At 38.2% G+C, this 22,776-nt stretch carries 14 protein-coding genes, 18 tRNA genes and 4 rRNA genes; all 36 read left to right on the top strand.

Annotation, left to right across the window (positions count from 1 at the left end; translation table 11 throughout):
• Positions 1-145 precede the first annotated feature (145 nt).
• A 5S ribosomal RNA gene (rrf, locus tag HYG84_RS02690) occupies positions 146-262 on the top strand.
• A 5-nt stretch (positions 263-267) separates the two neighbouring features.
• A tRNA-Asn gene (locus HYG84_RS02685) sits at positions 268-342 on the top strand.
• A gap of 7 nt (positions 343-349) precedes the next feature.
• Positions 350-438 (top strand) — tRNA-Leu (locus HYG84_RS02680).
• Positions 439-513: 75 nt separating this feature from the next.
• A tRNA-Met gene (locus tag HYG84_RS02675) sits at positions 514-589 on the top strand.
• Between the two features lie 85 nt (positions 590-674).
• Positions 675-749 (top strand) — tRNA-Glu (locus HYG84_RS02670).
• A gap of 6 nt (positions 750-755) precedes the next feature.
• Positions 756-831, top strand: a tRNA-Val gene (locus tag HYG84_RS02665).
• A 5-nt stretch (positions 832-836) separates the two neighbouring features.
• Positions 837-913, top strand: a tRNA-Asp gene (locus tag HYG84_RS02660).
• A gap of 58 nt (positions 914-971) precedes the next feature.
• A tRNA-Thr gene (locus HYG84_RS02655) sits at positions 972-1,048 on the top strand.
• A gap of 10 nt (positions 1,049-1,058) precedes the next feature.
• Positions 1,059-1,143, top strand: a tRNA-Tyr gene (locus HYG84_RS02650).
• A gap of 12 nt (positions 1,144-1,155) precedes the next feature.
• Positions 1,156-1,238: transfer RNA gene (locus HYG84_RS02645), tRNA-Leu, on the top strand.
• Positions 1,239-1,321: 83 nt separating this feature from the next.
• Positions 1,322-1,396, top strand: a tRNA-Gly gene (locus HYG84_RS02640).
• A 10-nt stretch (positions 1,397-1,406) separates the two neighbouring features.
• Positions 1,407-1,483 (top strand) — tRNA-Ile (locus HYG84_RS02635).
• Positions 1,484-1,499: 16 nt separating this feature from the next.
• A tRNA-Phe gene (locus tag HYG84_RS02630) sits at positions 1,500-1,575 on the top strand.
• Positions 1,576-1,883: 308 nt separating this feature from the next.
• Positions 1,884-3,412 (top strand): 16S ribosomal RNA (locus HYG84_RS02625).
• 179 nt (positions 3,413-3,591) lie between these two features.
• A tRNA-Ile gene (locus HYG84_RS02620) sits at positions 3,592-3,668 on the top strand.
• Positions 3,669-3,820: 152 nt separating this feature from the next.
• Positions 3,821-6,757 (top strand): 23S ribosomal RNA (locus HYG84_RS02615).
• A gap of 171 nt (positions 6,758-6,928) precedes the next feature.
• Positions 6,929-7,045 (top strand): 5S ribosomal RNA (gene rrf, locus HYG84_RS02610).
• Together the 16S, 23S and 5S rRNA genes with 18 tRNA genes alongside form the textbook arrangement of a ribosomal RNA operon.
• Positions 7,046-7,050: 5 nt before the next feature.
• Positions 7,051-7,125: transfer RNA gene (locus tag HYG84_RS02605), tRNA-Asn, on the top strand.
• Positions 7,126-7,132: 7 nt separating this feature from the next.
• Positions 7,133-7,221, top strand: a tRNA-Leu gene (locus tag HYG84_RS02600).
• 75 nt (positions 7,222-7,296) lie between these two features.
• Positions 7,297-7,372, top strand: a tRNA-Met gene (locus tag HYG84_RS02595).
• A 4-nt stretch (positions 7,373-7,376) separates the two neighbouring features.
• Positions 7,377-7,451 (top strand) — tRNA-Glu (locus tag HYG84_RS02590).
• A gap of 82 nt (positions 7,452-7,533) precedes the next feature.
• Positions 7,534-7,622: transfer RNA gene (locus tag HYG84_RS02585), tRNA-Ser, on the top strand.
• Positions 7,623-7,739: 117 nt separating this feature from the next.
• On the top strand, positions 7,740-9,158 hold the full coding sequence (locus HYG84_RS02580) for an aspartate aminotransferase family protein (RefSeq protein WP_212380555.1): 1,419 nt from the start codon (positions 7,740-7,742) through the stop codon (positions 9,156-9,158).
• Between the two features lie 4 nt (positions 9,159-9,162).
• Complete coding sequence (locus HYG84_RS02575; RefSeq protein WP_212380553.1) at positions 9,163-10,245, top strand: shikimate dehydrogenase; 1,083 nt, start codon at positions 9,163-9,165, stop codon at positions 10,243-10,245.
• Between the two features lie 530 nt (positions 10,246-10,775).
• The gene (locus HYG84_RS02570) at positions 10,776-10,922 is read left to right on the top strand and encodes a hypothetical protein (protein ID WP_212380551.1); all 147 of its coding nucleotides are present in this window, start codon (positions 10,776-10,778) and stop codon (positions 10,920-10,922) included.
• A gap of 189 nt (positions 10,923-11,111) precedes the next feature.
• A complete protein-coding gene (gene cdaA / locus HYG84_RS02565) occupies positions 11,112-11,939 on the top strand; it encodes a diadenylate cyclase CdaA (RefSeq protein WP_212380549.1) in 828 nt (275 codons plus the stop codon).
• The gene (locus tag HYG84_RS02560; protein ID WP_212380547.1) at positions 11,932-13,155 is read left to right on the top strand and encodes a CdaR family protein; all 1,224 of its coding nucleotides are present in this window, start codon (positions 11,932-11,934) and stop codon (positions 13,153-13,155) included. The genes cdaA and HYG84_RS02560 overlap by 8 nt, the downstream gene beginning before the upstream one ends.
• 118 nt (positions 13,156-13,273) lie before the next feature.
• Positions 13,274-14,998 (top strand): sigma-54 interaction domain-containing protein, encoded by a 1,725-nt coding sequence (locus tag HYG84_RS02555; RefSeq protein WP_212380545.1) that lies wholly within the window; start codon positions 13,274-13,276, stop codon positions 14,996-14,998.
• 386 nt (positions 14,999-15,384) lie between these two features.
• On the top strand, positions 15,385-16,293 hold the full coding sequence (gene ptb, locus HYG84_RS02550; protein ID WP_212380543.1) for a phosphate butyryltransferase: 909 nt from the start codon (positions 15,385-15,387) through the stop codon (positions 16,291-16,293).
• 169 nt (positions 16,294-16,462) lie between these two features.
• Positions 16,463-17,539 carry a butyrate kinase gene (gene buk / locus HYG84_RS02545; protein WP_212380541.1) on the top strand — a complete coding sequence of 359 codons (1,077 nt, stop codon included), beginning with the start codon at positions 16,463-16,465 and terminating at the stop codon, positions 17,537-17,539.
• An 11-nt stretch (positions 17,540-17,550) separates the two neighbouring features.
• Positions 17,551-18,222 carry a nucleotide-binding protein gene (locus HYG84_RS02540; protein ID WP_212380539.1) on the top strand — a complete coding sequence of 224 codons (672 nt, stop codon included), beginning with the start codon at positions 17,551-17,553 and terminating at the stop codon, positions 18,220-18,222.
• A 94-nt stretch (positions 18,223-18,316) separates the two neighbouring features.
• Positions 18,317-18,541 carry a 4Fe-4S dicluster domain-containing protein gene (locus HYG84_RS02535; RefSeq protein WP_212380537.1) on the top strand — a complete coding sequence of 75 codons (225 nt, stop codon included), beginning with the start codon at positions 18,317-18,319 and terminating at the stop codon, positions 18,539-18,541.
• Positions 18,542-18,568: 27 nt separating this feature from the next.
• On the top strand, positions 18,569-19,630 hold the full coding sequence (locus HYG84_RS02530; protein ID WP_212380535.1) for a 3-methyl-2-oxobutanoate dehydrogenase subunit VorB: 1,062 nt from the start codon (positions 18,569-18,571) through the stop codon (positions 19,628-19,630).
• A complete protein-coding gene (locus tag HYG84_RS02525; protein WP_212380533.1) occupies positions 19,630-20,376 on the top strand; it encodes a thiamine pyrophosphate-dependent enzyme in 747 nt (248 codons plus the stop codon). The genes HYG84_RS02530 and HYG84_RS02525 overlap by 1 nt, the downstream gene beginning before the upstream one ends.
• A 1-nt stretch (position 20,377) precedes the next feature.
• Complete coding sequence (locus HYG84_RS02520) at positions 20,378-20,920, top strand: 2-oxoacid:acceptor oxidoreductase family protein (protein ID WP_212380531.1); 543 nt, start codon at positions 20,378-20,380, stop codon at positions 20,918-20,920.
• A gap of 280 nt (positions 20,921-21,200) precedes the next feature.
• Complete coding sequence (gene glmM / locus HYG84_RS02515; protein ID WP_212380529.1) at positions 21,201-22,550, top strand: phosphoglucosamine mutase; 1,350 nt, start codon at positions 21,201-21,203, stop codon at positions 22,548-22,550.
• The last annotated feature ends 226 nt before the right edge of the window (positions 22,551-22,776 follow it).

The following is a 22,776-nucleotide window of genomic DNA, read 5'->3' as shown; positions in this document are numbered from 1 at the left end:
AGGGAATAATTTTCTCTTGACATATTACTTATTAAAGTGGTATGATTAAAATCCAGTTGAAATACAACTTGATTTTAATTTGAAGGAAACTCGGCTAACGCTGAGTACTCCATTCACACCAAATCAAAGATTTGGGTGATTGCAATATCGTGGCAATAGCGAAGGGGTCACACCTGTTCCCATACCGAACACAGTAGTTAAGCCCTTCAGCGCTGATGGTACTTGGCGGGAAGCTGCCTGGGAGAGTAGGTCGCTGCGATATTATGTTCCAGAGTAGCTCAATGGTGGAGCACCCGGCTGTTAACCGGTAGGTTGGAGGTTCGAGTCCTCTCTCTGGAGCCATAAGTGTGCCGAAGTGGCGGAACTGGCAGACGCACAGGACTTAAAATCCTGCGGTCCTTCAAGATCGTACCGGTTCGATTCCGGTCTTCGGCACCATTTTTAAAATGAAACTCAGCTAATGCTGAGTATTCCAATCAAACTAAATCAAAGATTTAGATGATTGAAACATATCGCGGGGTGGAGCAGTTGGTAGCTCGTCGGGCTCATAACCCGAAGGTCACAGGTTCAAGTCCTGTCCCCGCAACCATTTTGGCGGCATAGCTTAGTTGGCTAGAGCGTTCGGTTCATAACCCGAAGGTCACAGGTTCAAGTCCTGTCCCCGCAACCATTTTGGCCCCTTGGTCAAGCGGTCAAGACACCGCCCTTTCACGGCGGTAACAGGGGTTCGATTCCCCTAGGGGTCACCAAATTTCGGGCGCATAGCTCAGCTGGGAGAGCACCTGCCTTACAAGCAGGGGGTCACAGGTTCAAGTCCTGTTGCGCCCACCAAAATTGGCCTGGTAGTTCAGATGGTTAGAATGCCAGCCTGTCACGCTGGAGGTCGAGGGTTCGAGTCCCTTCCAGGTCGCCAATTTTAATATATTTTCAAAAGGTAACTCAGCATTTGCTGAGTACTGTAATCACAGTATGCTGGTGTAGCTCAGTTGGCCAGAGCAGCTGATTTGTAATCAGCAGGTCGCGGGTTCGAATCCCATCACCAGCTCCATTATTTGTACGGAGGGGTTCCCGAGCGGCCAAAGGGGGCAGACTGTAAATCTGTTGTCAACGACTTCGAAGGTTCGAATCCTTCTCCCTCCACCATTAATTTAATATGCGGGTGTGGCGGAATTGGCAGACGCACTAGACTTAGGATCTAGCGGGCAACCGTGGGGGTTCGACTCCCTTCACCCGCACCATTATATTAAAATATTTCAAGGAAACTCAGTTAGTGCTGAGTACTCCACTCACACCAAATTTTTAATTTGGGTGATTGAAGCATGCGGAAGTGGCTCAGTGGTAGAGCATCGCCTTGCCAAGGCGAGGGTCGCGGGTTCGAGTCCCGTCTTCCGCTCCAATTTATTTATGGGCTCATAGCTCAGGTGGTTAGAGCGCACGCCTGATAAGCGTGAGGTCGGTGGTTCGAGTCCACTTGAGCCCACCATTTAAATAATAAACAGGCCCAGATAGCTCAGTCGGTAGAGCAGGGGACTGAAAATCCCCGTGTCGGTGGTTCGATTCCGCCTCTGGGCACCAATGAAGAGATTGAATGATACAAGTCTCTTTTTTTATTTTCACTAAAATTATAATTATCTTTTTATTTTATATAGTATATCTATATTTCAAAGGTTGTCATAGTAAAAAGTAGTTATATAGTTGGAATTTAAAAGTTTGAAAATAAATTAAAAAAACGTTGACATAATATTTCAGATGTGATATATTAAATAAGTCGCCGAAACAAGGCGAGGGGGCACAAGCCCTTGAAGAGGTCTTTGAAAACTAAACAGTATAGATTAAGCCAGCAAATAATAAATCCATCTTTAAAAGATGGTACCCAGAAATTTTTTATTAAGAGTTTGATCCTGGCTCAGGATGAACGCTGGCGGCGTGCCTAACACATGCAAGTCGAGCGGAGTTATTTTCAGGAAGCCTTCGGGTGGAATGATTTTAATTTAGCGGCGGACGGGTGAGTAACGCGTGGGCAACCTACCCTGTACAGGGGAATAACAATGGGAAACCATTGCTAATACCCCATAATACCTTTTAGGGGCATCCCTAAAAGGTCAAAGAATTTCGGTATAGGATGGGCCCGCGTCTGATTAGCTAGTTGGTGAGGTAATGGCTCACCAAGGCGACGATCAGTAGCCGGCCTGAGAGGGTGAACGGCCACACTGGAACTGAGACACGGTCCAGACTCCTACGGGAGGCAGCAGTGGGGAATATTGCACAATGGGGGAAACCCTGATGCAGCAACGCCGCGTGAGCGATGAAGGCTTTCGAGTCGTAAAGCTCTGTCCTAAGGGAAGATAATGACGGTACCTTAGGAGGAAGCCCCGGCTAACTACGTGCCAGCAGCCGCGGTAATACGTAGGGGGCAAGCGTTATCCGGAATCATTGGGCGTAAAGGGTGCGTAGGCGGCCCTATGGGTCAGAGGTTAAAGGCTACGGCTCAACCGTAGTAAGCCTTTGAAACTGTAGGGCTTGAGTGCAGGAGAGGAGAGTGGAATTCCTAGTGTAGCGGTGAAATGCGTAGATATTAGGAGGAACACCAGTGGCGAAGGCGACTCTCTGGACTGCAACTGACGCTGAGGCACGAAAGCGTGGGTAGCGAACAGGATTAGATACCCTGGTAGTCCACGCCGTAAACGATGAGTGCTAGGTGTTGGGGGTCAAACCTCGGTGCCGCAGTTAACGCATTAAGCACTCCGCCTGGGGAGTACGTTCGCAAGAATGAAACTCAAAGGAATTGACGGGGACCCGCACAAGCAGCGGAGCATGTGGTTTAATTCGAAGCAACGCGAAGAACCTTACCTGGACTTGACATCCCTCGGACAGCTTTTTAATCGAAGCCTTCCCTTCGGGGACTGAGGTGACAGGTGGTGCATGGTTGTCGTCAGCTCGTGTCGTGAGATGTTGGGTTAAGTCCCGCAACGAGCGCAACCCTTGTCTTTAGTTGCCAGCAGTTCGGCTGGGCACTCTAGAGAGACTGCCGGGGATAACTCGGAGGAAGGTGGGGATGACGTCAAATCATCATGCCCCTTATGTTCAGGGCTACACACGTGCTACAATGGCCGATACAACGGGCAGCCAAGGAGTAATCCGGAGCGAATCCTACAAAATCGGTCCCAGTTCGGATTGTGGGCTGAAACTCGCCCACATGAAGTCGGAGTTGCTAGTAATCGCGGATCAGAATGTCGCGGTGAATGCGTTCCCGGGTCTTGTACACACCGCCCGTCACACCACGGGAGTCGGAAGCACCCGAAGCCAGCTATCCAACCTTTATTGGAGGAAGCTGTCGAAGGTGAAGCCAATGACTGGGGTGAAGTCGTAACAAGGTAGCCGTATCGGAAGGTGCGGCTGGATCACCTCCTTTCTAAGGAGAATTGGCAATCTATACTGTTTAGTTTTGAGAGACTTCTTGTCTTTCAAGATGAAACTCGGCTATTGCCGAAAGTCGTCTATCACACTCATTTTTAAGCTTAAACTTAAAAATTCAAGTGCTAAAAGTACTCCAATCACGCTAAATTGAAGATTTGGGAGATTGAAGCATCAGGGCTCATAGCTCAGGTGGTTAGAGCGCACGCCTGATAAGCGTGAGGTCGGTGGTTCGAGTCCACTTGAGCCCACCACTAAAATAGTTCCTTGAAAACTACACAATGTTAGATTATGACCTAACCGGATTTGCAAAGCAAGTCGAAGGTAGGTCAAACGCAATGAGCATCAAATTTGTGCGACCGTAAGGGAGTAAACAAATTTGTAATGCGAAACTGCGAATAGCTTTGGTCAAGCTAATAAGGGCAGAAGGCGGATGCCTTGGCACCAGGAGTCGATGAAGGACGTGGTAAGCTGCGATAAGCCTCGGGGAGATGCAAGCAATCTTTGATCCGGGGATTTCCGAATGGGGAAACCTACTTAGGTTAATACCTAAGTATCTATTACTCAATCAATAGGTAATAGAAGACATACCAGGGGAACTGAAACATCTAAGTACCCTGAGGAAGAGAAAGAAAAATCGATTCCCTAAGTAGCGGCGAGCGAAAGGGGATAAGCCCAAACCGATAGGGTTTTCTCTATCGGGGTTGCGGACCGGTCATATATGATGACTCATCGTAATAGAAGAGGTTTGGAAAGACTCACCATAGAAGGTAATAGTCCTGTACATGAAACGATGATATTCTAGACCGTGATCCAGAGTACCACGAGGCACGTGAAACCTTGTGGGAAGCAGGGGGGACCACCCCCCAAGGCTAAATACTACCTGGTGACCGATAGCGCATAGTACCGTGAGGGAAAGGTGAAAAGAACCCCGGAAGGGGAGTGAAATAGAACCTGAAACCTTCTGCTTACAAACTGTGGGAGCACTTTTTATGTGTGACCGCGTACTTTTTGTAGAACGGGCCAACGAGTTACGGTATGGAGCAAGGTTAAGCACCTATGGTGCGAAGCCGTAGGGAAACCGAGTCTTAATAGGGCGTCTAGTTTCATGCCGTAGACCCGAAACCGGGCGACCTACCCATGGTCAGGATGAAGCGGAAGTAAAATTTCGTGGAGGTCCGAACCGATTGACGTTGAAAAGTCACCGGATGAACTGTGGGTAGCGGTGAAATTCCAATCGAGCCCGGAGATAGCTGGTTCTCGCCGAAATAGCTTTAGGGCTAGCCTCGAGGTTAAGAGATACGGAGGTAGAGCACTGAATGGTCTAGGGGCCTTCACCGGTTACCAAAACCTATCAAACTCCGAATGCCGTTATCTTTTACTCGGGAGTCAGACTGCGAGTGATAAGATCCGTAGTCAAGAGGGAAAGAGCCCAGACCATCAGCTAAGGTCCCAAAGTATACGTTAAGTGGAAAAGGATGTGGAGTTGCATAGACAACCAGGATGTTGGCTTAGAAGCAGCCATTCATTCAAAGAGTGCGTAATAGCTCACTGGTCGAGTGATTCTGCGCCGAAAATGTCCGGGGCTCAAACGTATCACCGAAGCTATGGATCCGTAAGGATGGTAGGCGAGCGTTCTATATAGGTTGAAGCTGTACCGGAAGGAGCAGTGGACTGTATAGAAGTGAGAATGTTGGCATGAGTAACGAGAGGCAGGTGAGAATCCTGCCCGTCGAAAACCTAAGGTTTCCTGAGGAAGGCTCGTCCGCTCAGGGTTAGTCGGGACCTAAGCCCAGGCCGAAAGGCGTAGGCGATGGACAACAGGTTGAAATTCCTGTACCACCTAAAATCGTTTGAGAGATGGAGTGACACAGTAGGATAGGCTCAGCGCACCGTTGGTTGTGTGCGTCTAAGCTGGTAGGGAGTTAGAAGAGGCAAATCCCTTTTAACATTAATCCTGAGAAGTGATGGGGAGCGAAATTTAAGTAGCGAACTGGCTGATTCCACACTGTCGAGAAAAGCTTCTATCGAGATTTCTAGGTGCCCGTACCGCAAACCGACACAGGTAGGTGAGGAGAGAATCCTAAGACGATCGGGAGAACTATTGTTAAGGAACTCGGCAAAATGACCCCGTAACTTCGGGATAAGGGGAGCCGGTTTTGGTTAAAGATTTACTCTGTAAGCCTCAACCGGCCGCAGAGAATAGGCCCAAGCGACTGTTTACCATAAACATAGGTCTCTGCTAAGTCGAAAGACGACGTATAGGGGCTGACGCCTGCCCGGTGCTGGAAGGTTAAGGGGAATTGTTAGCATCTGCGAAGCAATGAACTTAAGCCCCAGTAAACGGCGGCCGTAACTATAACGGTCCTAAGGTAGCGAAATTCCTTGTCGGGTAAGTTCCGACCCGCACGAAAGGCGTAACGATTTGGGCGCTGTCTCAACAATAGACCCGGTGAAATTGTAATACCAGTGAAGATGCTGGTTACCCGCGACAGGACGGAAAGACCCCGTGGAGCTTTACTGCAACTTGACATTGGATTTCGGTGCTACATGTACAGCATAGGTGGGAGACTTAGAAGCTGGGACGCCAGTCTCAGTGGAGTCATCGTTGGGATACCACTCTTGTAGTACTGAAGTTCTAACCATAGACTGTGAATCCAGTCTTGGGACACTGTCAGGTGGGCAGTTTGACTGGGGCGGTCGCCTCCCAAAAAGTAACGGAGGCGCCCAAAGGTTCCCTCAGCACGGTCGGAAATCGTGCGTAGAGTGTAAAGGCAAAAGGGAGCTTGATTGCGAGACATACAGGTCGAGCAAGGACGAAAGTCGGGCTTAGTGATCCGGTGGTTCCGAGTGGAAGGGCCATCGCTCAACGGATAAAAGCTACCCCGGGGATAACAGGCTTATCTCCCCCAAGAGTCCACATCGACGGGGAGGTTTGGCACCTCGATGTCGGCTCATCACATCCTGGGGCTGTAGTAGGTCCCAAGGGTTGGGCTGTTCGCCCATTAAAGTGGTACGCGAGCTGGGTTCAGAACGTCGTGAGACAGTTCGGTCCCTATCCGTCGCGGGCGCAGGAAATTTGAGAGGAGCTGTCCTTAGTACGAGAGGACCGGGATGGACGCACCTCTGGTGTACCAGTTGTTCTGCCAAGAGCATCGCTGGGTAGCTAAGTGCGGAAGGGATAAGTGCTGAAGGCATCTAAGCACGAAGCCCCCCTCAAGATAAGATTTCCCACTCCGTAAGGAGGTAAGACCCCAAGAAGACTACTTGGTTGATAGGCCTAGGGTGTAAGTGCAGCAATGTACTTAGCTGATAGGTACTAATAGGTCGAGGGCTTGACCAAATATATTCTAACATTGTATAGTTTTGAGGGAATAATTTTCTCTTGACATATTACTTATTAAAGTGGTATGATTAAAATCCAGTTGAAATACAACTTGATTTTAATTTGAAGGAAACTCGGCTAACGCTGAGTACTCCATTCACACCAAATCAAAGATTTGGGTGATTGCAATATCGTGGCAATAGCGAAGGGGTCACACCTGTTCCCATACCGAACACAGTAGTTAAGCCCTTCAGCGCTGATGGTACTTGGCGGGAAGCTGCCTGGGAGAGTAGGTCGCTGCGATATTATGTTCCAGAGTAGCTCAATGGTGGAGCACCCGGCTGTTAACCGGTAGGTTGGAGGTTCGAGTCCTCTCTCTGGAGCCATAAGTGTGCCGAAGTGGCGGAACTGGCAGACGCACAGGACTTAAAATCCTGCGGTCCTTCAAGATCGTACCGGTTCGATTCCGGTCTTCGGCACCATTTTTAAAATGAAACTCAGCTAATGCTGAGTATTCCAATCAAACTAAATCAAAGATTTAGATGATTGAAACATATCGCGGGGTGGAGCAGTTGGTAGCTCGTCGGGCTCATAACCCGAAGGTCACAGGTTCAAGTCCTGTCCCCGCAACCATTTTGGCCCCTTGGTCAAGCGGTCAAGACACCGCCCTTTCACGGCGGTAACAGGGGTTCGATTCCCCTAGGGGTCACCAAAATAATATATAGATAAAGCTGGAGTAGAACTTACCTTAAAACAAGGAAAGTCTTGCTGCCAGCTTTATTAAATTTAATAATGGAAAGGTGTCCGAGTGGTCGAAGGAGCTGATCTCGAAAATCAGTGACTCCAAAAGGGGCCGTGGGTTCGAATCCCACCCTTTCCGCCAAAACTATTGACAAGAGATAATATTATCTCTTGTTTTTTTATTATATGGAATAGAAAAACCATAAGCTGGAAAAACTCATTAAATATACAAATAAATATATTATAAGGGGTGTAGCTTATGGTACAAGAAGTCATGAGTAAAGAAAAGGAGCTTATTTCTTTAGATGAAGCTTTAAATCTGGAACAGAAAGATATTGAAGAAAACTATCGACAACATATTAATTTGCATTTAACTAGACTTTTAAAAATGTTAGGTTTTAATAAAACTTTTGTAAGAGCAAAGGATATGATGGTTTGGGACAAAAATGGAGAAGAATATTTAGATTTTCTTGGTGCCTACGGTGCTTTAAACATTGGTCATAACAACGATGCTGTAATTAATGCCATAAATAGTGTAAGTCATCTACCCAATTTATTACAATCTGGAATGCATAGCTTACCAAGTGTTTTAGCACGAAATCTAGCTAAGATAACACCCGGAGATTTAAAGTATACTTTTTTCTGCAATAGTGGTGCGGAGGCTGTAGAAGGAGCATTAAAATTAGCTAAGATTGCAACTGAAAAATCTAGGATTATTTATTGTAAAGGGGCATTTCATGGTAAATCAATGGGAGCTTTATCTGTTACTGGAAGAAATAAATATAAAAAGTACTTTGGTCCGATGGTTCCATTGGCAGTAGAGGTATCTTATGGAGATATTAATGAACTTAAACTTGTATTAGAAAAATATGATGATATAGCAGCATTTATTGTCGAGCCTATACAAGGAGAGGGTGGAATTATTGTTCCGCCAATTGGATACTTAAGAAAGGCAAAAGATATTTGCTCACAATATGGCGTGCTCTTAATTGCAGATGAAATACAAACGGGCTTTGGAAGAACAGGATACTGGTTTGCATGTGAGGCCGAAGGGATGGTACCAGATATTATGTGTATGGCCAAGTCTTTAGGAGGAGGTATTATCCCAATAGGAGCCTATATCGCGAATGAGGATGTATGGAAGAGAGGATATGGAACTATGGATAGATGTTTGCTCCATACTTCCACATTTGGTGGCAATACATGGGCATCGGCAGCAGGTATTTCTACTATAGAATTTATTGCGGAGAATAACTTAGAAAACGAAGCTTTGGAAAAAGGAAATTATATAATTAGTAAGTTACTAAGATTAAAGGATAAGTATCCTTTATTAAAGGAAGTAAGAGGAAGAGGTCTAATGATTGGATTGGAGTTTGACACTATAAATATACCTCTAATGGATCGAGTAATTACTAACAATACAAGAGAATTAGTTGATGAATATACTGGAGGCATAGTAGCTAGTGAGTTAATTAATAATTATAATATTATTACTGCTTATACTTTGAATAATCCGAATGTAATTAGAATTGAACCACCTTTAACGGTTACATATGAGCAATTAGATAAGTTAGTTAGTTCATTAGAAGAAATATTGATGAAAAACAGAAGTATTGGAACCATAGCACTAAATAATACTAAAAATCTAATTAAATCTGTTTTTAGTGGAAGGAGATAATAATATGAACAGATTCGCATTTTTAATCCATCCTATAGAAATAGATGATATTTATAGAAAATATAAATATCTAAAGATACTACCAAAAATGATGACTGAAAAAGTAGTTAGTAATGTATCACCTTCAGTTATCTCAAAGATCACAGATATAAAAAGTGAATCTCAAGAAGCTGAAGGCTGGTTTATTGGTGTACCATTAACTTCTAGTATGATGATGAATATGCAATATAAGTATGTTCTTAAAAGGATAATTGACTCAGGAAGAATAGCTGAAAAATTAGGTGCAAGAATAATAGGGTTAGGAGCATATACATCCGTTGTAGGAGATGCGGGAGTTACAGTTGCTAAAAACTTAAATATTGCTGTAACTACTGGGAACACCTATACAGTGGCCGCTGCTTTTGAAGCTACTAGGAATGCATGCAATTTATTAGGGAAAAATTTACAAGAGAGTGAAGTTGCTATTGTAGGCGCTACAGGTTCTATTGGAAAGGTTTGTGCTGAACTAGCATGTAGAGAAGCAAAAAAGGTTATTTTAGTAGGTAGAAATATACAGAGGCTTATTGGGATTAAACTGGAATTCCATCAAAAGTATGGCTATAGGGTAGAGGTAGAGTGCTGTACTAATGTAAGTGATGGTATTGAGAACGCAGATGTAGTTATTACTGTAACCAGCAGTGTTGATGATGTTATTAAGGCAGAATATATTAAAAGTGGTGCTGTTGTTTGTGATGTAGCTAGACCTAGAGATGTTTCGAAGTTAGTACAAGAAAAGCGTAAAGATGTGCTAGTTATAGAAGGTGGAGTAATTGAAGTTCCTAAGGAAGTAAATTTTAATTTTAATTTTGGATTTCCTGAAGGGCTATGTTATGCATGTATGGCTGAAACAATGATTTTAGCTTTAGAAGGTAAATATGAAAATTTTAGCTTAGGCAGAGAAATGCAAATTGAAAAGGTAGATGAAATAAATAAGTTAGCAGAAAAACATGGTTTTAAGGTTGCTGGGCTTAGAAGTTTTGAAAAAGTAATAGACGAAAAATATATTGAAAGTGTTATTGAGAACATGAAAAAAGTACACAATATATAGTTAAGAACTTTTCTTCTCCTGTTGAATAATATAGATAATAATATAAGTGTTTTGAGAGGAGAAATTATGATTATTAAAAATAAAAAAACTAAAAGCAGCTTATTATTTTTCTTTTTACTCTTAGCTATAATATTTATGAAAAGTGGTCTGTTTGATAAAGATGATACTAGCTTCTTATTTTTCTATTTATTATTAGTTGTTCTATTTTGTGGATTCTATTCTAGGTAAATCAGGTTAGAACACCTGATTTTTTTGTAAAATAACTTATTTACCATAAATATTTGATATAATATTAATTGTTAATAGCGAATAACTATAAAACAAAGATAGTTTGTTAGAAATTTTTATTTGATTTCTAATCATATTTTAATCTAACATATCATATTATATTATATTAAGGTCATGAAATTATAATATTATAGGACTATAGGATTACTTAGTCCTAGTATTATATTATTTACTTGCATTTTTTGGTATTTGTTATATTATTTAAGTATGTTTAGATACTGGAAATTAGGAGGAAGTATCATATGAATATGTTAAGAGAAGATATCGTAGAGATATGTAAGGATTTTATTGAGATTGTAAACATATTATATAAGAATGGACAAATAACCTATGAGCAATATGTTGAGATGACTAAATTAAAATTTGATTATATAAATAATGTAGAATAAACTTATAATTTTCTTTAAAATGATTATAACTAGAAAGTAGGATTCTTAAGAATCCTACTTTCTAGTTTGCATTTTATTAATTACCATTTCTTTTTTTATAAAATTAGGATAATATAATATTATGGGTAAAATACAGAAATAAGGATTAATATCTTAATATATAAAATTCAAGACAAGAGGGTGTTTTGAGTGGAACAAGTTCTAGAGTTATTTAGAAATATAAGTATAAGAGATGTAGCAGATATGGTTATAGTTGCATTTGTTTTTTATAAACTGTATATGCTTATTCGAGAAACAAGAGCAGAACAGCTTATAAAAGGAATATTAGTACTATTAATTGCCACACCATTAAGTGGATGGCTTCAACTACATGTAATTAATTGGATTTTAAAAAACACAATGACTGTAGGATTTATTGCTCTACTTATTGTATTTCAACCGGAATTAAGAAGAGCTCTTGAATATATAGGTAGGACAAAATTTTTAACAAAATCCATAGTTGATATAGAAGAGGAAGAAATAAAAAATACGGTAGGGGAATTGGTAGATGCTGTAGGATCACTTTCGAGACAAAAAATTGGTGCTCTTATTGTTATTGAAAGAGAAACAGGGCTAAGTGAAGTAGTCGAAACTGGAACACAAATTGGTGGTAGAATTTCCAGTGGATTACTCATAAATATTTTTATTCCAAATACTCCTTTGCATGATGGAGCTGTGGTTATTAGAAAGAGTCAAATATTAGCTGCAGGTTGTTTACTTCCCTTAACCGACAATCCGAATATCAGTAAAGCTTTAGGCACAAGACATAGGGCTGCTATAGGTATTACCGAAAGATCGGATTCCATGGTAGTTATTGTTTCAGAAGAAACTGGAGTTATTTCAGTTGCAGAAAACGGGAAACTTAAAAGATTTCTTGATACTAAAAAATTGTCTGATATATTACTTCAAAGCTATAAGGCCGAGGAAAATCGTCAGTGGCAATTTTTAAAGATGAAATGGAGGAATAAGGATGAATAAAACAGGTATTAGAAATTTGGCGCCTAAGATTATTTCTATTCTTTTTGCTCTTGTTTTATGGATTTATGTAATGAGTGTAATTAATCCAAGGGTTAGTCGTGATTTAGTAAACGTGCCAGTAAAACTTGTAAATTTAGAAGAACTTAAAAAACAAGGCATTGTAATTGTTGGCAGTGAGGATTTTAGAGTGAGGGTTAGATTAACTGGACGGAGAGATGAGGTATTTAAAATATCTCCAGAGCAAATTCAAATAGAAGCAGATTTAAGGGGATATAAGTTAGGAGTAAACAATGTTCCTTTAGAGATTTCTGCTTTAAATAATATAGGGATAGATGTGAGCCCAAGATTTATTCGTGTAGAATTAGAAGGAATTATAAAGAAACAAAGAGATGTAAAGGTTTCAATTACTGGTAGTCCTAAGAAAAACTATGTTGTAGGAAATCTAGACTATAAACCTACAGCAATATGGATTGAAGGGCCTGAAAGCTACGTTAATTCTGTAGAAAATGTAGTTGCAAAGTTAGATGTTACTGGAGAAACAAAAAATCTTTTATTAAGTTTACCATTAAAGCCGGTTAACAGTAGAGGAGAAGAAGTGCCAGGTGTGGAGGTTAAAACTGCCTATGTAGATGTATCTTTATCTATTGACTTATTAAAATCTGTACCGATTAAACCAGATTTGCAGGTTACTACAGGAGATGGACATGTAATTAGTAATGTAGAAATTAATCCAAAGGAAGTTATACTAAAGGGACAAGAAGAAATTCTTAAAGGAATTACTGAAATTACAACGGATATAGTTCAAGTTGAAAACTTGGCTACCGATCAAGTAATAGAAACAAAACTAAAGCTACCTCAAGGAGTAACTTTGCAAGAGGAAGTACCTATTACTGTTAGTATATCTTTAGAAAAGGTAGAGGAAGAGACCTTTAAGATTCCTAAGGATAAAATAATATTTAATAATTTAAATGAAAAACTTAAAGTTGATAAGAATAATATTCCTGAAAGTGTAGATGTAAAAGTCGTAGCTTTAAGAAATGTATTAGATAGTATTAAAGAAAGTGATATTAGTATAGAAGTGGACTTAAATGAATTAAATGCAAATGAATATACAATTGAACCGGTGGTACAACTTCCTTTTATTATTGAAAGAGATGTGAAGGAAGTCCAATTAAGCCCAGAAACTATTAATATAAAATTAGTTGAAAAAAAATAATAAAAAGCTAGTATATGGAGACCGGATAACTAAAGAGTATCCGGTTTCTTCACAGTATAGGAAAGTGTAGTTAATAGGGTATTATCAGACGACTTTTAGGAAAGAAGAAGGTGATAGTATGTTAAAGGAGATAGATGTTATTTTAAATAGCACCCACGATGCCACTATTGCTGTAGATATGAATGGTAACATTACATTATTTAATAAAGCGGCAGAGAAAATTCTAGGTTTTAATGAAAAAGATGTATTAGGTAAACATATAGAAGAAATCCTTCCAAGCACAAGACTTCCTTATATATTAGAAACAGGCGAATCAGAGCTTAATCGTAGACAAATTGTTTCAGATATATCAATAATTACTAGCAGAATGCCTGTAAAGGATGAACAAGGCAATACTATCGGAGCTGTGGCTGTATTTAGGGATATTAGTGAAATAATGGATTTAAATGATGAAATTTATAAGTTGAAAGAGATGCAAAGCTTATTAGAGGGAATTTTTCATTCTACTCAAGATGCCATTTCAGTTTGTGATGAGAATGGAATAGGAGTTTTAATTAATCCTGCCTACACTCAACTAATTGGACTTTCAGAAAAGGATATTATAGGAAAGCCTGCAACTACGGATATTGTCCAAGGTGAAAGTGTCCATATGAAAGTCCTTAGAACAAAAAAACCTGTAAAGGATGTTAGGTTAAAGGTAGGTCCACGTAACAAAGAAGTAGTGGCAGGTGCTGCTCCTATTATTGTAGACGGCGTGCTAAAAGGTAGTGTCGGTGTACTCCATGATCTAACTGAAATTAAAAGGTTAAATAGCGAGTTAATGCAGGCAAAACAAATTATACGTAACCTAGAAGCAAAGTATACATTTGATGATATTATAGGTAATGATGAACTTATGATTACTGCTATGCAAAAGGCAAAGCAGGCAGCATTAACACCAGCTACAGTACTATTAAGAGGTGAGAGCGGAACCGGGAAAGAACTTTTTGCCCATGCAATTCATAATCTATCCTATAGAAAGTACAATCAGTTTGTTAGAGTAAACTGCGCAGCTATTAGTGAGAGCCTATTGGAGAGTGAACTTTTTGGTTATGAAGAGGGCGCATTTACTGGAGCTCTTAAGGGAGGAAAAATTGGACTTTTTGAACAGGCTCATGGTGGAACTATTTTCTTAGATGAAATTGGCGAAATTCCACTGAGTACTCAAGTTAAGCTATTACGAGTATTACAGGAGAAAGAGATAGTTAGGGTAGGCGGCGCCAATCATATCAATATAGATGTCCGTGTAATTGCTGCTACTAATGCTCCTTTAGAAAGGGCAATAGAAGAAGGTAGATTTAGAGAGGATCTTTATTATAGGTTAAATGTATTACCAATTCATATTCCACCTCTAAGAAAACGGAAAAATGATTTTTATCACTTAATATTACATTTAATAAAGAAATTTAATCAGGAGTATGGTAGAAGTGTAGAAGAAGTAGATATAGAAGCCTTAAATAAACTTAAAACTTATGATTGGCCAGGTAATGTAAGGGAGTTACAAAATATTATTGGACGATCTATGATAAATATGAAATATAGTGAAACTATAATTAAAGAAGAACATCTTCCAAAACTTTTTTATAATGATAAGCTACAATTTAATAAAGATAGTAGAATTAGTAGTCGTATAAAATATGAGAATAATGAAGGACTAAAGGAAATAATGGATCGTTTAGAAAGAGAAGTAATTACAAGTGCGTTAAAGAGGAATAATGGTAATCGTACTGTTACTGCTAGGGAATTACAAGTTTCAGTACGAAATTTATATTATAAAATTGAAAAGTATGCTATAGAAATATAAACATGAAATATATTGCATGATATCATGCAATATATTTCATGCAATTAATTGCATGATCGTATAAAAATTAGAAATATTTCTAGATTTAAATATATAACACACTATTCTATGCTTCAAATTTCGACAAAGGATAATTATTATTTTTCAATAGTGGATTTGGCATAAGTCTTGCACGTTAAATATATGGAGAAAATAGTCGTATAATGATATAATTATAATATTGACTTCTACAGTACTTAAAATTTATGGTAACTTTTAAGTGTTCAAAATCTAGCGATGGAAATTTAATTGGATAATATATTAGCCATAATTATGGCTTAATTAATATGCAACTTACTATTTGTATATTAAAATATAAAAACATGTGAATAAGAGGTGAAGCTGTTATGATTAGAAACTTTCAAGATGTAATGGAAATAGCTAAACAAAGAGGACCTAAAACAATTTCAGTAGCTTGTGCTCAAGATTCTGAGGTTTTATCAGCTGTTAATCAAGCTAAAGATGCAGGTATTGCTGATGTTATCTTAGTAGGAGATAAAGAAAAAATTGAAGAAATTGCAGCTGAAAAGAATATTGATGTAGCTAAATTTGAAATTATTGATATTAAAGATTTAACTGAAGCTTCTAGAAAAGCAGTAGAATTGGTTTCTACTGGAAAAGCCCATATGGTAATGAAAGGTCTAGTAGATACTTCTATTATTTTAAAAGCTGTATTAGATGCTGAAATTGGACTTAGAACAGGTAATGTATTAAGCCATGTTGCAGTATTTGATGTTAAAGAATACGATAGATTATTTTTTGTAACTGATGCTGCTATGAATTTAGCACCAGATTTAAATGCTAAAAAACAAATTATAGAAAACACTGTTCAAGTGGCTCATGCTCTTGATATAAATGAACCAAAGGTTGCAGCAGTTTGTGCAGTAGAAAAAGTTAATCCAAAGATGAAGGATACTGTAGATGCAGCAGCACTAGAAGAAATGAATAAAAATGGTGAAATTACAGGATGTATTGTAGGTGGACCATTTGCGCTTGATAATGCTGTTTCTATGGAAGCTGCTAAGCATAAAGGAATAACTCATCCTGTTGCAGGACAAGCAGACATATTATTAGTACCTGACATTGAGGCAGGTAATATTTTATATAAATCTATGGTATTCTTTGCTGGAGCTAAAAATGCTGGACTTATTATGGGAGCAAAGGCACCTGTTGTATTAACTTCTAGAGCAGATAGCGACGAAGCAAAATTATATTCAATTGCACTTGGAGTATTATGTGCAGCTAAATTATTTTAAACACTTGAAATTTTTAAGCACTTGAAGTTTTTAGCTAACTAAAACTGAGTGCGCTATGGAGCAGCTAAAGCTGCGTAATTTTAGTGTAGCTAAAAATTGAGTGTGCCATAAATATTATGAACATAAGTGAATAAAATTTATTTTTAGTTTAGAGAGGCGGAAAAAATTAATGAGCGAAATTTATAGAATATTAACGATTAACCCAGGATCTACATCAACAAAAATTGCTATTTTTGATAATGAGAAAAATGTATTTGAAGAGGTATTAAGACATTCATCTGAGGAAATTGGAAAATATGCAACTATATTTGACCAATATGAATTTAGAAAAAATGTTATTCTTGAAACATTAAATGAAAAAGGAATTAATTTAACTAAATTAGACGCTGTAGTAGGTAGAGGCGGTCTTTTAAAGCCTATCGAAGGTGGAACATACTCAGTAGATGAAAATATGATTAATGACTTAAAGGTAGGAGTTATGGGACAACATGCATCTAACCTTGGTGGAATAATTGCTAGCGAAATAGCTGGACAATTAAATATCCCATCATTTATAGTTGATCCAGTTGTTGTTGATGAATTAAATGAAATTGCTAGAATTTCTGGCATCCCGCAATTAGATAGAAAAAGCATATTCCATGCATTAAACCAAAAAGCTGTTGCAAGAAGAGCAGCAAAGGATATGGGAAAAGGATATGAAGATATAAATGTTATTGTGGCTCACCTAGGTGGTGGAGTTTCTGTAGGAGCTCATAAAAATGGAAGAGTTATCGAAGTTAATAATGCTTTAGATGGAGATGGACCATTCTCACCTGAAAGATCTGGTGGACTACCAGCAGGACAGTTAGCTAAACTTTGTTTCTCTGGAGAATATACTCTTGATGAAATTAAAAAGTTAATCACTGGTAAAGGTGGACTTGTTGCATATGTTGGAAGCAATGATGGTAGAGAAGTTGTTGCTATGATAGAAAAAGGCGATAAAAAAGCTGAACTTGTATATAAAGCAATGGCTTACCAAGTAGCTAAAGAAATTGGTGCTTGTGCTGCTGTATTAAAAGGTAAAGTAGATGCTATAATCCTAACTGGCGGAATTGCATATGATAAAGAATTTACAGCATGGATTAAAGAAGATGTTGAATTTATTTCAGAAGTTTTAATTTACCCAGGGGAAGATGAAATGATAGCCTTAGCTGAAGGTGGATTAAGAGTATTACGTGGAGAAGAAGAAGCAAAAAAATACCAATAAAGGTGATAAAAATGCTTAATGATAATAGAGTCCGTATAATAATAGGACATTATGGAAGCGGTAAAACCGAGTTTTCTGTAAACTATGCTATTAACTTAGCGCAGGAAGGTAAAAAAGTGGCATTAGCTGATTTAGATGTTGTTAATCCATATTTTAGAAGTAGAGAAAAATTTAAACTTTTACAGAGTTATGGAATTGAAGTAGAATCAAGCTATGTAGAGGGATCTGGAACTGACCTGCCTTCTATATCTGCTGGTATTTTAGGACCAATGCAAAATGAAAGCTATGATTTTGTAATGGATGTTGGTGGAGATTCAATGGGCGCAAGGACTTTGGGTAGATACCAGGAATATTTAGTAGAAGGTAACTATGATATGTTTTGTGTAGTAAATGCTAATAGACCTGAGACCCAAACAATAGAGGGTATTATACACCATATTCAGTCTATTGAAAGAACATCAAGGGCTAAAGTAACAGGGCTTATTAACAACACACATTTGTTAAGATATACTACTGTTGAAGATGTTTTAAAAGGTCAAGAACTTTGCAAGGCAGTTTCTAAGGAACTAAATATACCAATTAAGTATATTAGTGCTATTGAAAGTGTTGCAAAGGATATACCAAAGGATTTGGAAGGTCAAATAATGCCTATTAAAATGATTATGCGTGAAGATTGGATGTAGAAAATAAGTTCTTATTGCTGGAGACAGTGGTCGATGAAGGCATTAGATATATTACCTCAAGTTTATTTGATAATTATAATAAGGAGGGTTAAACATGGCAAAGATTAAAGGTAAGGTTACATTTGATGAAAATCGATGCAAGGGATGTACTCTATGTACAACTGTTTGTCCAGTTAAAATAATTAAGATGGATACAAGCAGAATTAATATTAAAGGATATCATCCAGCTACAGTGGAAGAAATGGATAAGTGTATTGCATGTGCAAGCTGTGCAACTATTTGTCCAGATGTTGTTATTACTGTAGAAAAAGAAGATTAATATAAAATTGTAAGGAGGGACATACCCATGGCTAAAGTATTAATGAAGGGAAACGAAGCTCTTGGTGCTGCTGCTATTAAGGCAGGATGTAAATATTTCTTCGGTTACCCAATTACACCACAAAGTGAATTACCTGAATTTATGTCTAGAGAATTACCAAAAGTTGGCGGAGCATTTGTTCAAGCTGAATCAGAAGTAGCTGCTATCAATATGATATATGGTGCTGCTGGTACAGGAACAAGAGTACTAACATCTTCATCTTCTGTAGGAGTTGCTCTAAAGCAAGAAGGAATAAGCTATATCGCTGGTGCTGAGCTACCATGTGTTATTATAAATATTTCTAGAGGTGGTCCAGGACTAGGTGGTATTCAACCTTCTCAAGCGGATTACTTTATGTCTACAAGAGGTGGAGGAAACGGAGACTATAGACACCCAGTATACGCTCCAGCTACAGTTCAAGAAGCTGTTGATTTAACAATGGAAGCTTTCAACGTAGCTGATTATTATAGAACTCCAGTAATCGTACTAGGAGACGGTATGATTGGTCAAATGATGGAGCCTGTTGAGTTTAACGAGCCTAAGAAAAGAGAATTACCTGCAAAAGATTGGGCAACAACAGGAACAGAAGGTAAGAGAAAGCCAAATATCATTAACTCTTTATTCTTAGATCCACAAGCACTTGAAGACCATAACTGGAAATTAGATAGAAAATACAAAGAAATAGAAGAAAATGAAACAATGTATGAAATGTACAAAATGGACGATGCAGAAATTGTATTCGTAGCTTATGGTACAACTTCAAGAATTGTTAAAAACTCAGTTGAAGCATTAAGAGCAGAAGGAATTAAAGCAGGACTTATTAGACCAATTACTTTATGGCCATATCCTACAAAAGCATTTGATGAAATTCCAGCAAGTGCAAAAGCTTTAATATCTGTAGAAATGAGTACAGGTCAAATGATCGATGACGTAAAAATTGCAAACGAAGGAAGACTTCCAGTACACTTCTACGGAAGAACAGGTGGTATGGTTCCTACACCAGATGCAATCATCGCAAAAGCTAAGGAAGTCTTAGGGGGTGTAAAATAATGTCTGTAGTATTTAAGAAAACAGAAGGTTTAGCAGAAAAACAAACTCACTATTGTCCAGGGTGTACCCACGGTATTATTCATAGATTAGTAGGAGAAGTATTAGAAGAACTAGGAGTAATAGGAAAAGCTATCGGTGTAGCTCCAGTAGGTTGTTCAGTACTTGCTTACGATTATTTTAACTGTGATATGCACGAAGCAGCTCACGGTAGAGCACCAGCCGTAGCAACTGGTATTAAAAGAGTTCTTCCAGAAAATGTTGTATTCACATACCAAGGAGACGGAGACTTAGCTTCCATCGGTACAGCAGAAATTGTTCATGCTGCACATAGAGGAGAAAAGTTTACTACAATCTTTGTTAACAATTGCATCTACGGTATGACTGGTGGACAAATGTCTCCAACAACTTTAGTTGGACAAAAAGCTACAACAGCTCCACAAGGAAGACAAGTAGAATTATCAGGAAGACCTATAAGAATGGCTGAAATGTTAGCTACAATTGATGGAGCAGCTTTCGTAGAAAGAGTATCTGTTCATAACGTTGCAAATATTAGAAAAGCTAAAAAAGCTATTAAAAAAGCTTTTGAAGTACAATTAGAAGGTAAAGGATTTGGTATTGTAGAAGTACTTTCTACATGTCCAACAAACTGGGGATTAACAGCTCCAGAAGCAATGAAATGGTTAGAAGATAATATGATTCCTTACTATCCACTAGGAAATTTCCGTACACCAGAGGAGGGGAAATAATATGGCAACAGAAAGAATAGTATTAGCAGGATTCGGTGGTCAAGGTGTTATGTCCGCAGGCCAATTATTAACCTATGCAGGAATGATCGAAAATAAACAAGTTTCTTGGTTACCTTCCTATGGTCCAGAAATGCGTGGAGGAGCTGCAAACTGTGCAGTTATGGTATCTGATACACCAGTTGGATCTCCAATTATTACAAACGATGCAACATCTGCTATTATAATGAACGCACCTTCTCTTGATAAGTTCGAAAATAGCATAGTAAAAGATGGAATCTTAGTAATTAATAGCTCTTTAATAGAAAGAAAAACATCTAGAGACGATGTTAAAGCTTACTATGTTCCAGCTAACGAAATTGCTAATGAAATGGGAAATAGCAGAGTAGTTAACATGATAATGTTAGGAGCTCACTTAGAACTTACAAAGGCTGTAGAAGTTGATTCAGTACTTGAAGCTTTCAAAAAAGTATACGGTCCTAGCAAAGAGCATTTAGTTCCATTAAACAAAGAAGCTCTTGAAAGAGGAGCAGCTGCAGTTAGATAGTTTTAAGATAATAATAGAAAAACTCTCATCAATTAATGGTGAGAGTTTTTTATTTTTCTGGGAAGTATAAATTTCATAATTATTAAGAACATCTGAATAAGAAGTAGGTCAGAAATATTTTAAACACGTAAACCTTCAAAGCAGAATCTTAAAATTTAAGCGAGATAGCATCAGACGACTTTTTCTATTATTACTACTATGATATAATATAAAAATGGGTATACTTTTAGTAACGTATAGGAAAATTATCTAGAAACTTGGATTGAAGGGAGAGTAAGGAATGGGAAAATTATTTGGAACCGATGGTGTTAGAGGAATCGCAAATAGAGACTTAACTCCAGAATTAGCTTATAGACTAGGGCGTATAGGTGCATATATATTAAGTAAAGATAATAATAAAAGGGCAAAGGTAGTTATCGGGAAGGATACTCGAGTTTCGGGAGATTTACTGGAATCTGCAATGACTGCAGGATTTTTATCAATGGGGGTAGATGTTATTTCTCTAGGAGTTATTCCAACTCCTGCTGTAGCCTACTTAACTAGATATTTAGAAGCGGATTTTGGGGTAGTTATTTCAGCATCCCACAATCCGTCAGAATATAATGGTATTAAATTCTTTAATAGTCAGGGGTATAAGTTACCTGACGCAGTTGAAGATGAAATAGAAGAATATATTTTGAATGACCGTGATGTTAATGTTAAAATTGAAGGTAAGGATGTTGGTATAATTATCTATGATGATAATAGTATAGATGAATATACTGATTTTTTGAAAACAACCTTAAGCTGTGATTTTAAAGGTTTAAAGGTTGCCGTAGATGCTGGTAATGGTGCAGCCTATAAATCAGCACCGAAGCTGCTGAAGGATCTTGGTGCTGAAATTATTGTTATTAATGATAATCCAGACGGTACAAATATTAATAAAGGTTGTGGATCTACAAATCCTGAAGTAATTGCACAACTTGTAAAAGAGACTGGAGCAAATATTGGTATCTCATTTGATGGAGATGCAGATCGATTAATTGCAGTGGATGAAAATGCTGAAATAGTAGATGGGGACCATATAATGGCTATATGTGGTGCTAACTTAAAAAAACATAACAGACTAAAAAAGGATACTATAGTAGGTACAGTTATGAGCAATATTGGACTTGAAATTGCTATGAAGGAGTATGGATGTAGTGTTATAAAATCACAGGTTGGCGATAGATATGTATTAGAGGAAATGATAAAGGGTGGTTACTCATTAGGTGGGGAACAGTCTGGACACGTAATTTTTCTTGATCATAATACTACAGGAGATGGACTTCTAACCGCTATTCAGTTAATTGCTACAATGAAGGAAGAAGGAAAGAAATTATCTGAACTAGCTAGTATTATGACCTCTTATCCACAAGTGCTGATTAATGCAAAGGTTAAAAAGGAAAACAAAGGAGCATATAAGGAAGACCCAGTAATAATGAAGGAAATTACAGCTATTGAAGAAAAGATGGCTGGACAGGGAAGGGTACTAATTAGACCTTCTGGTACAGAACCACTAGTAAGGGTAATGTTAGAAGGAAAAAATCAAGAAGAATTAAATACATTGGCAACAAACCTTGCTAAGTTGATTGAAGAAAGATTAGATTGATTTTCCTCGAAAAAAATTGCTGGAAAAGTTTAAGAAATAATAATTATTGTCGGATTATAGATTTCCCGGGTAATAATTGTTGTCGAAATATGGTTGCATAGAAACCGTGAAATATTACAGATACAATTTCTGTCATTATTCACGGTTTTTATTACAATAATAGAATGTCTAATGGTGAATACATTAATGTAGGAATAAATTTTAGATATATAATAAGGATGTGTAA

It is taken from the genome of Alkaliphilus sp. B6464 (genome assembly GCF_018141165.1).
Lineage (GTDB): Bacteria > Bacillota > Clostridia > Peptostreptococcales > Natronincolaceae > Alkaliphilus_B.
This window is presented reverse-complemented; position numbering and strand designations above follow the sequence as displayed.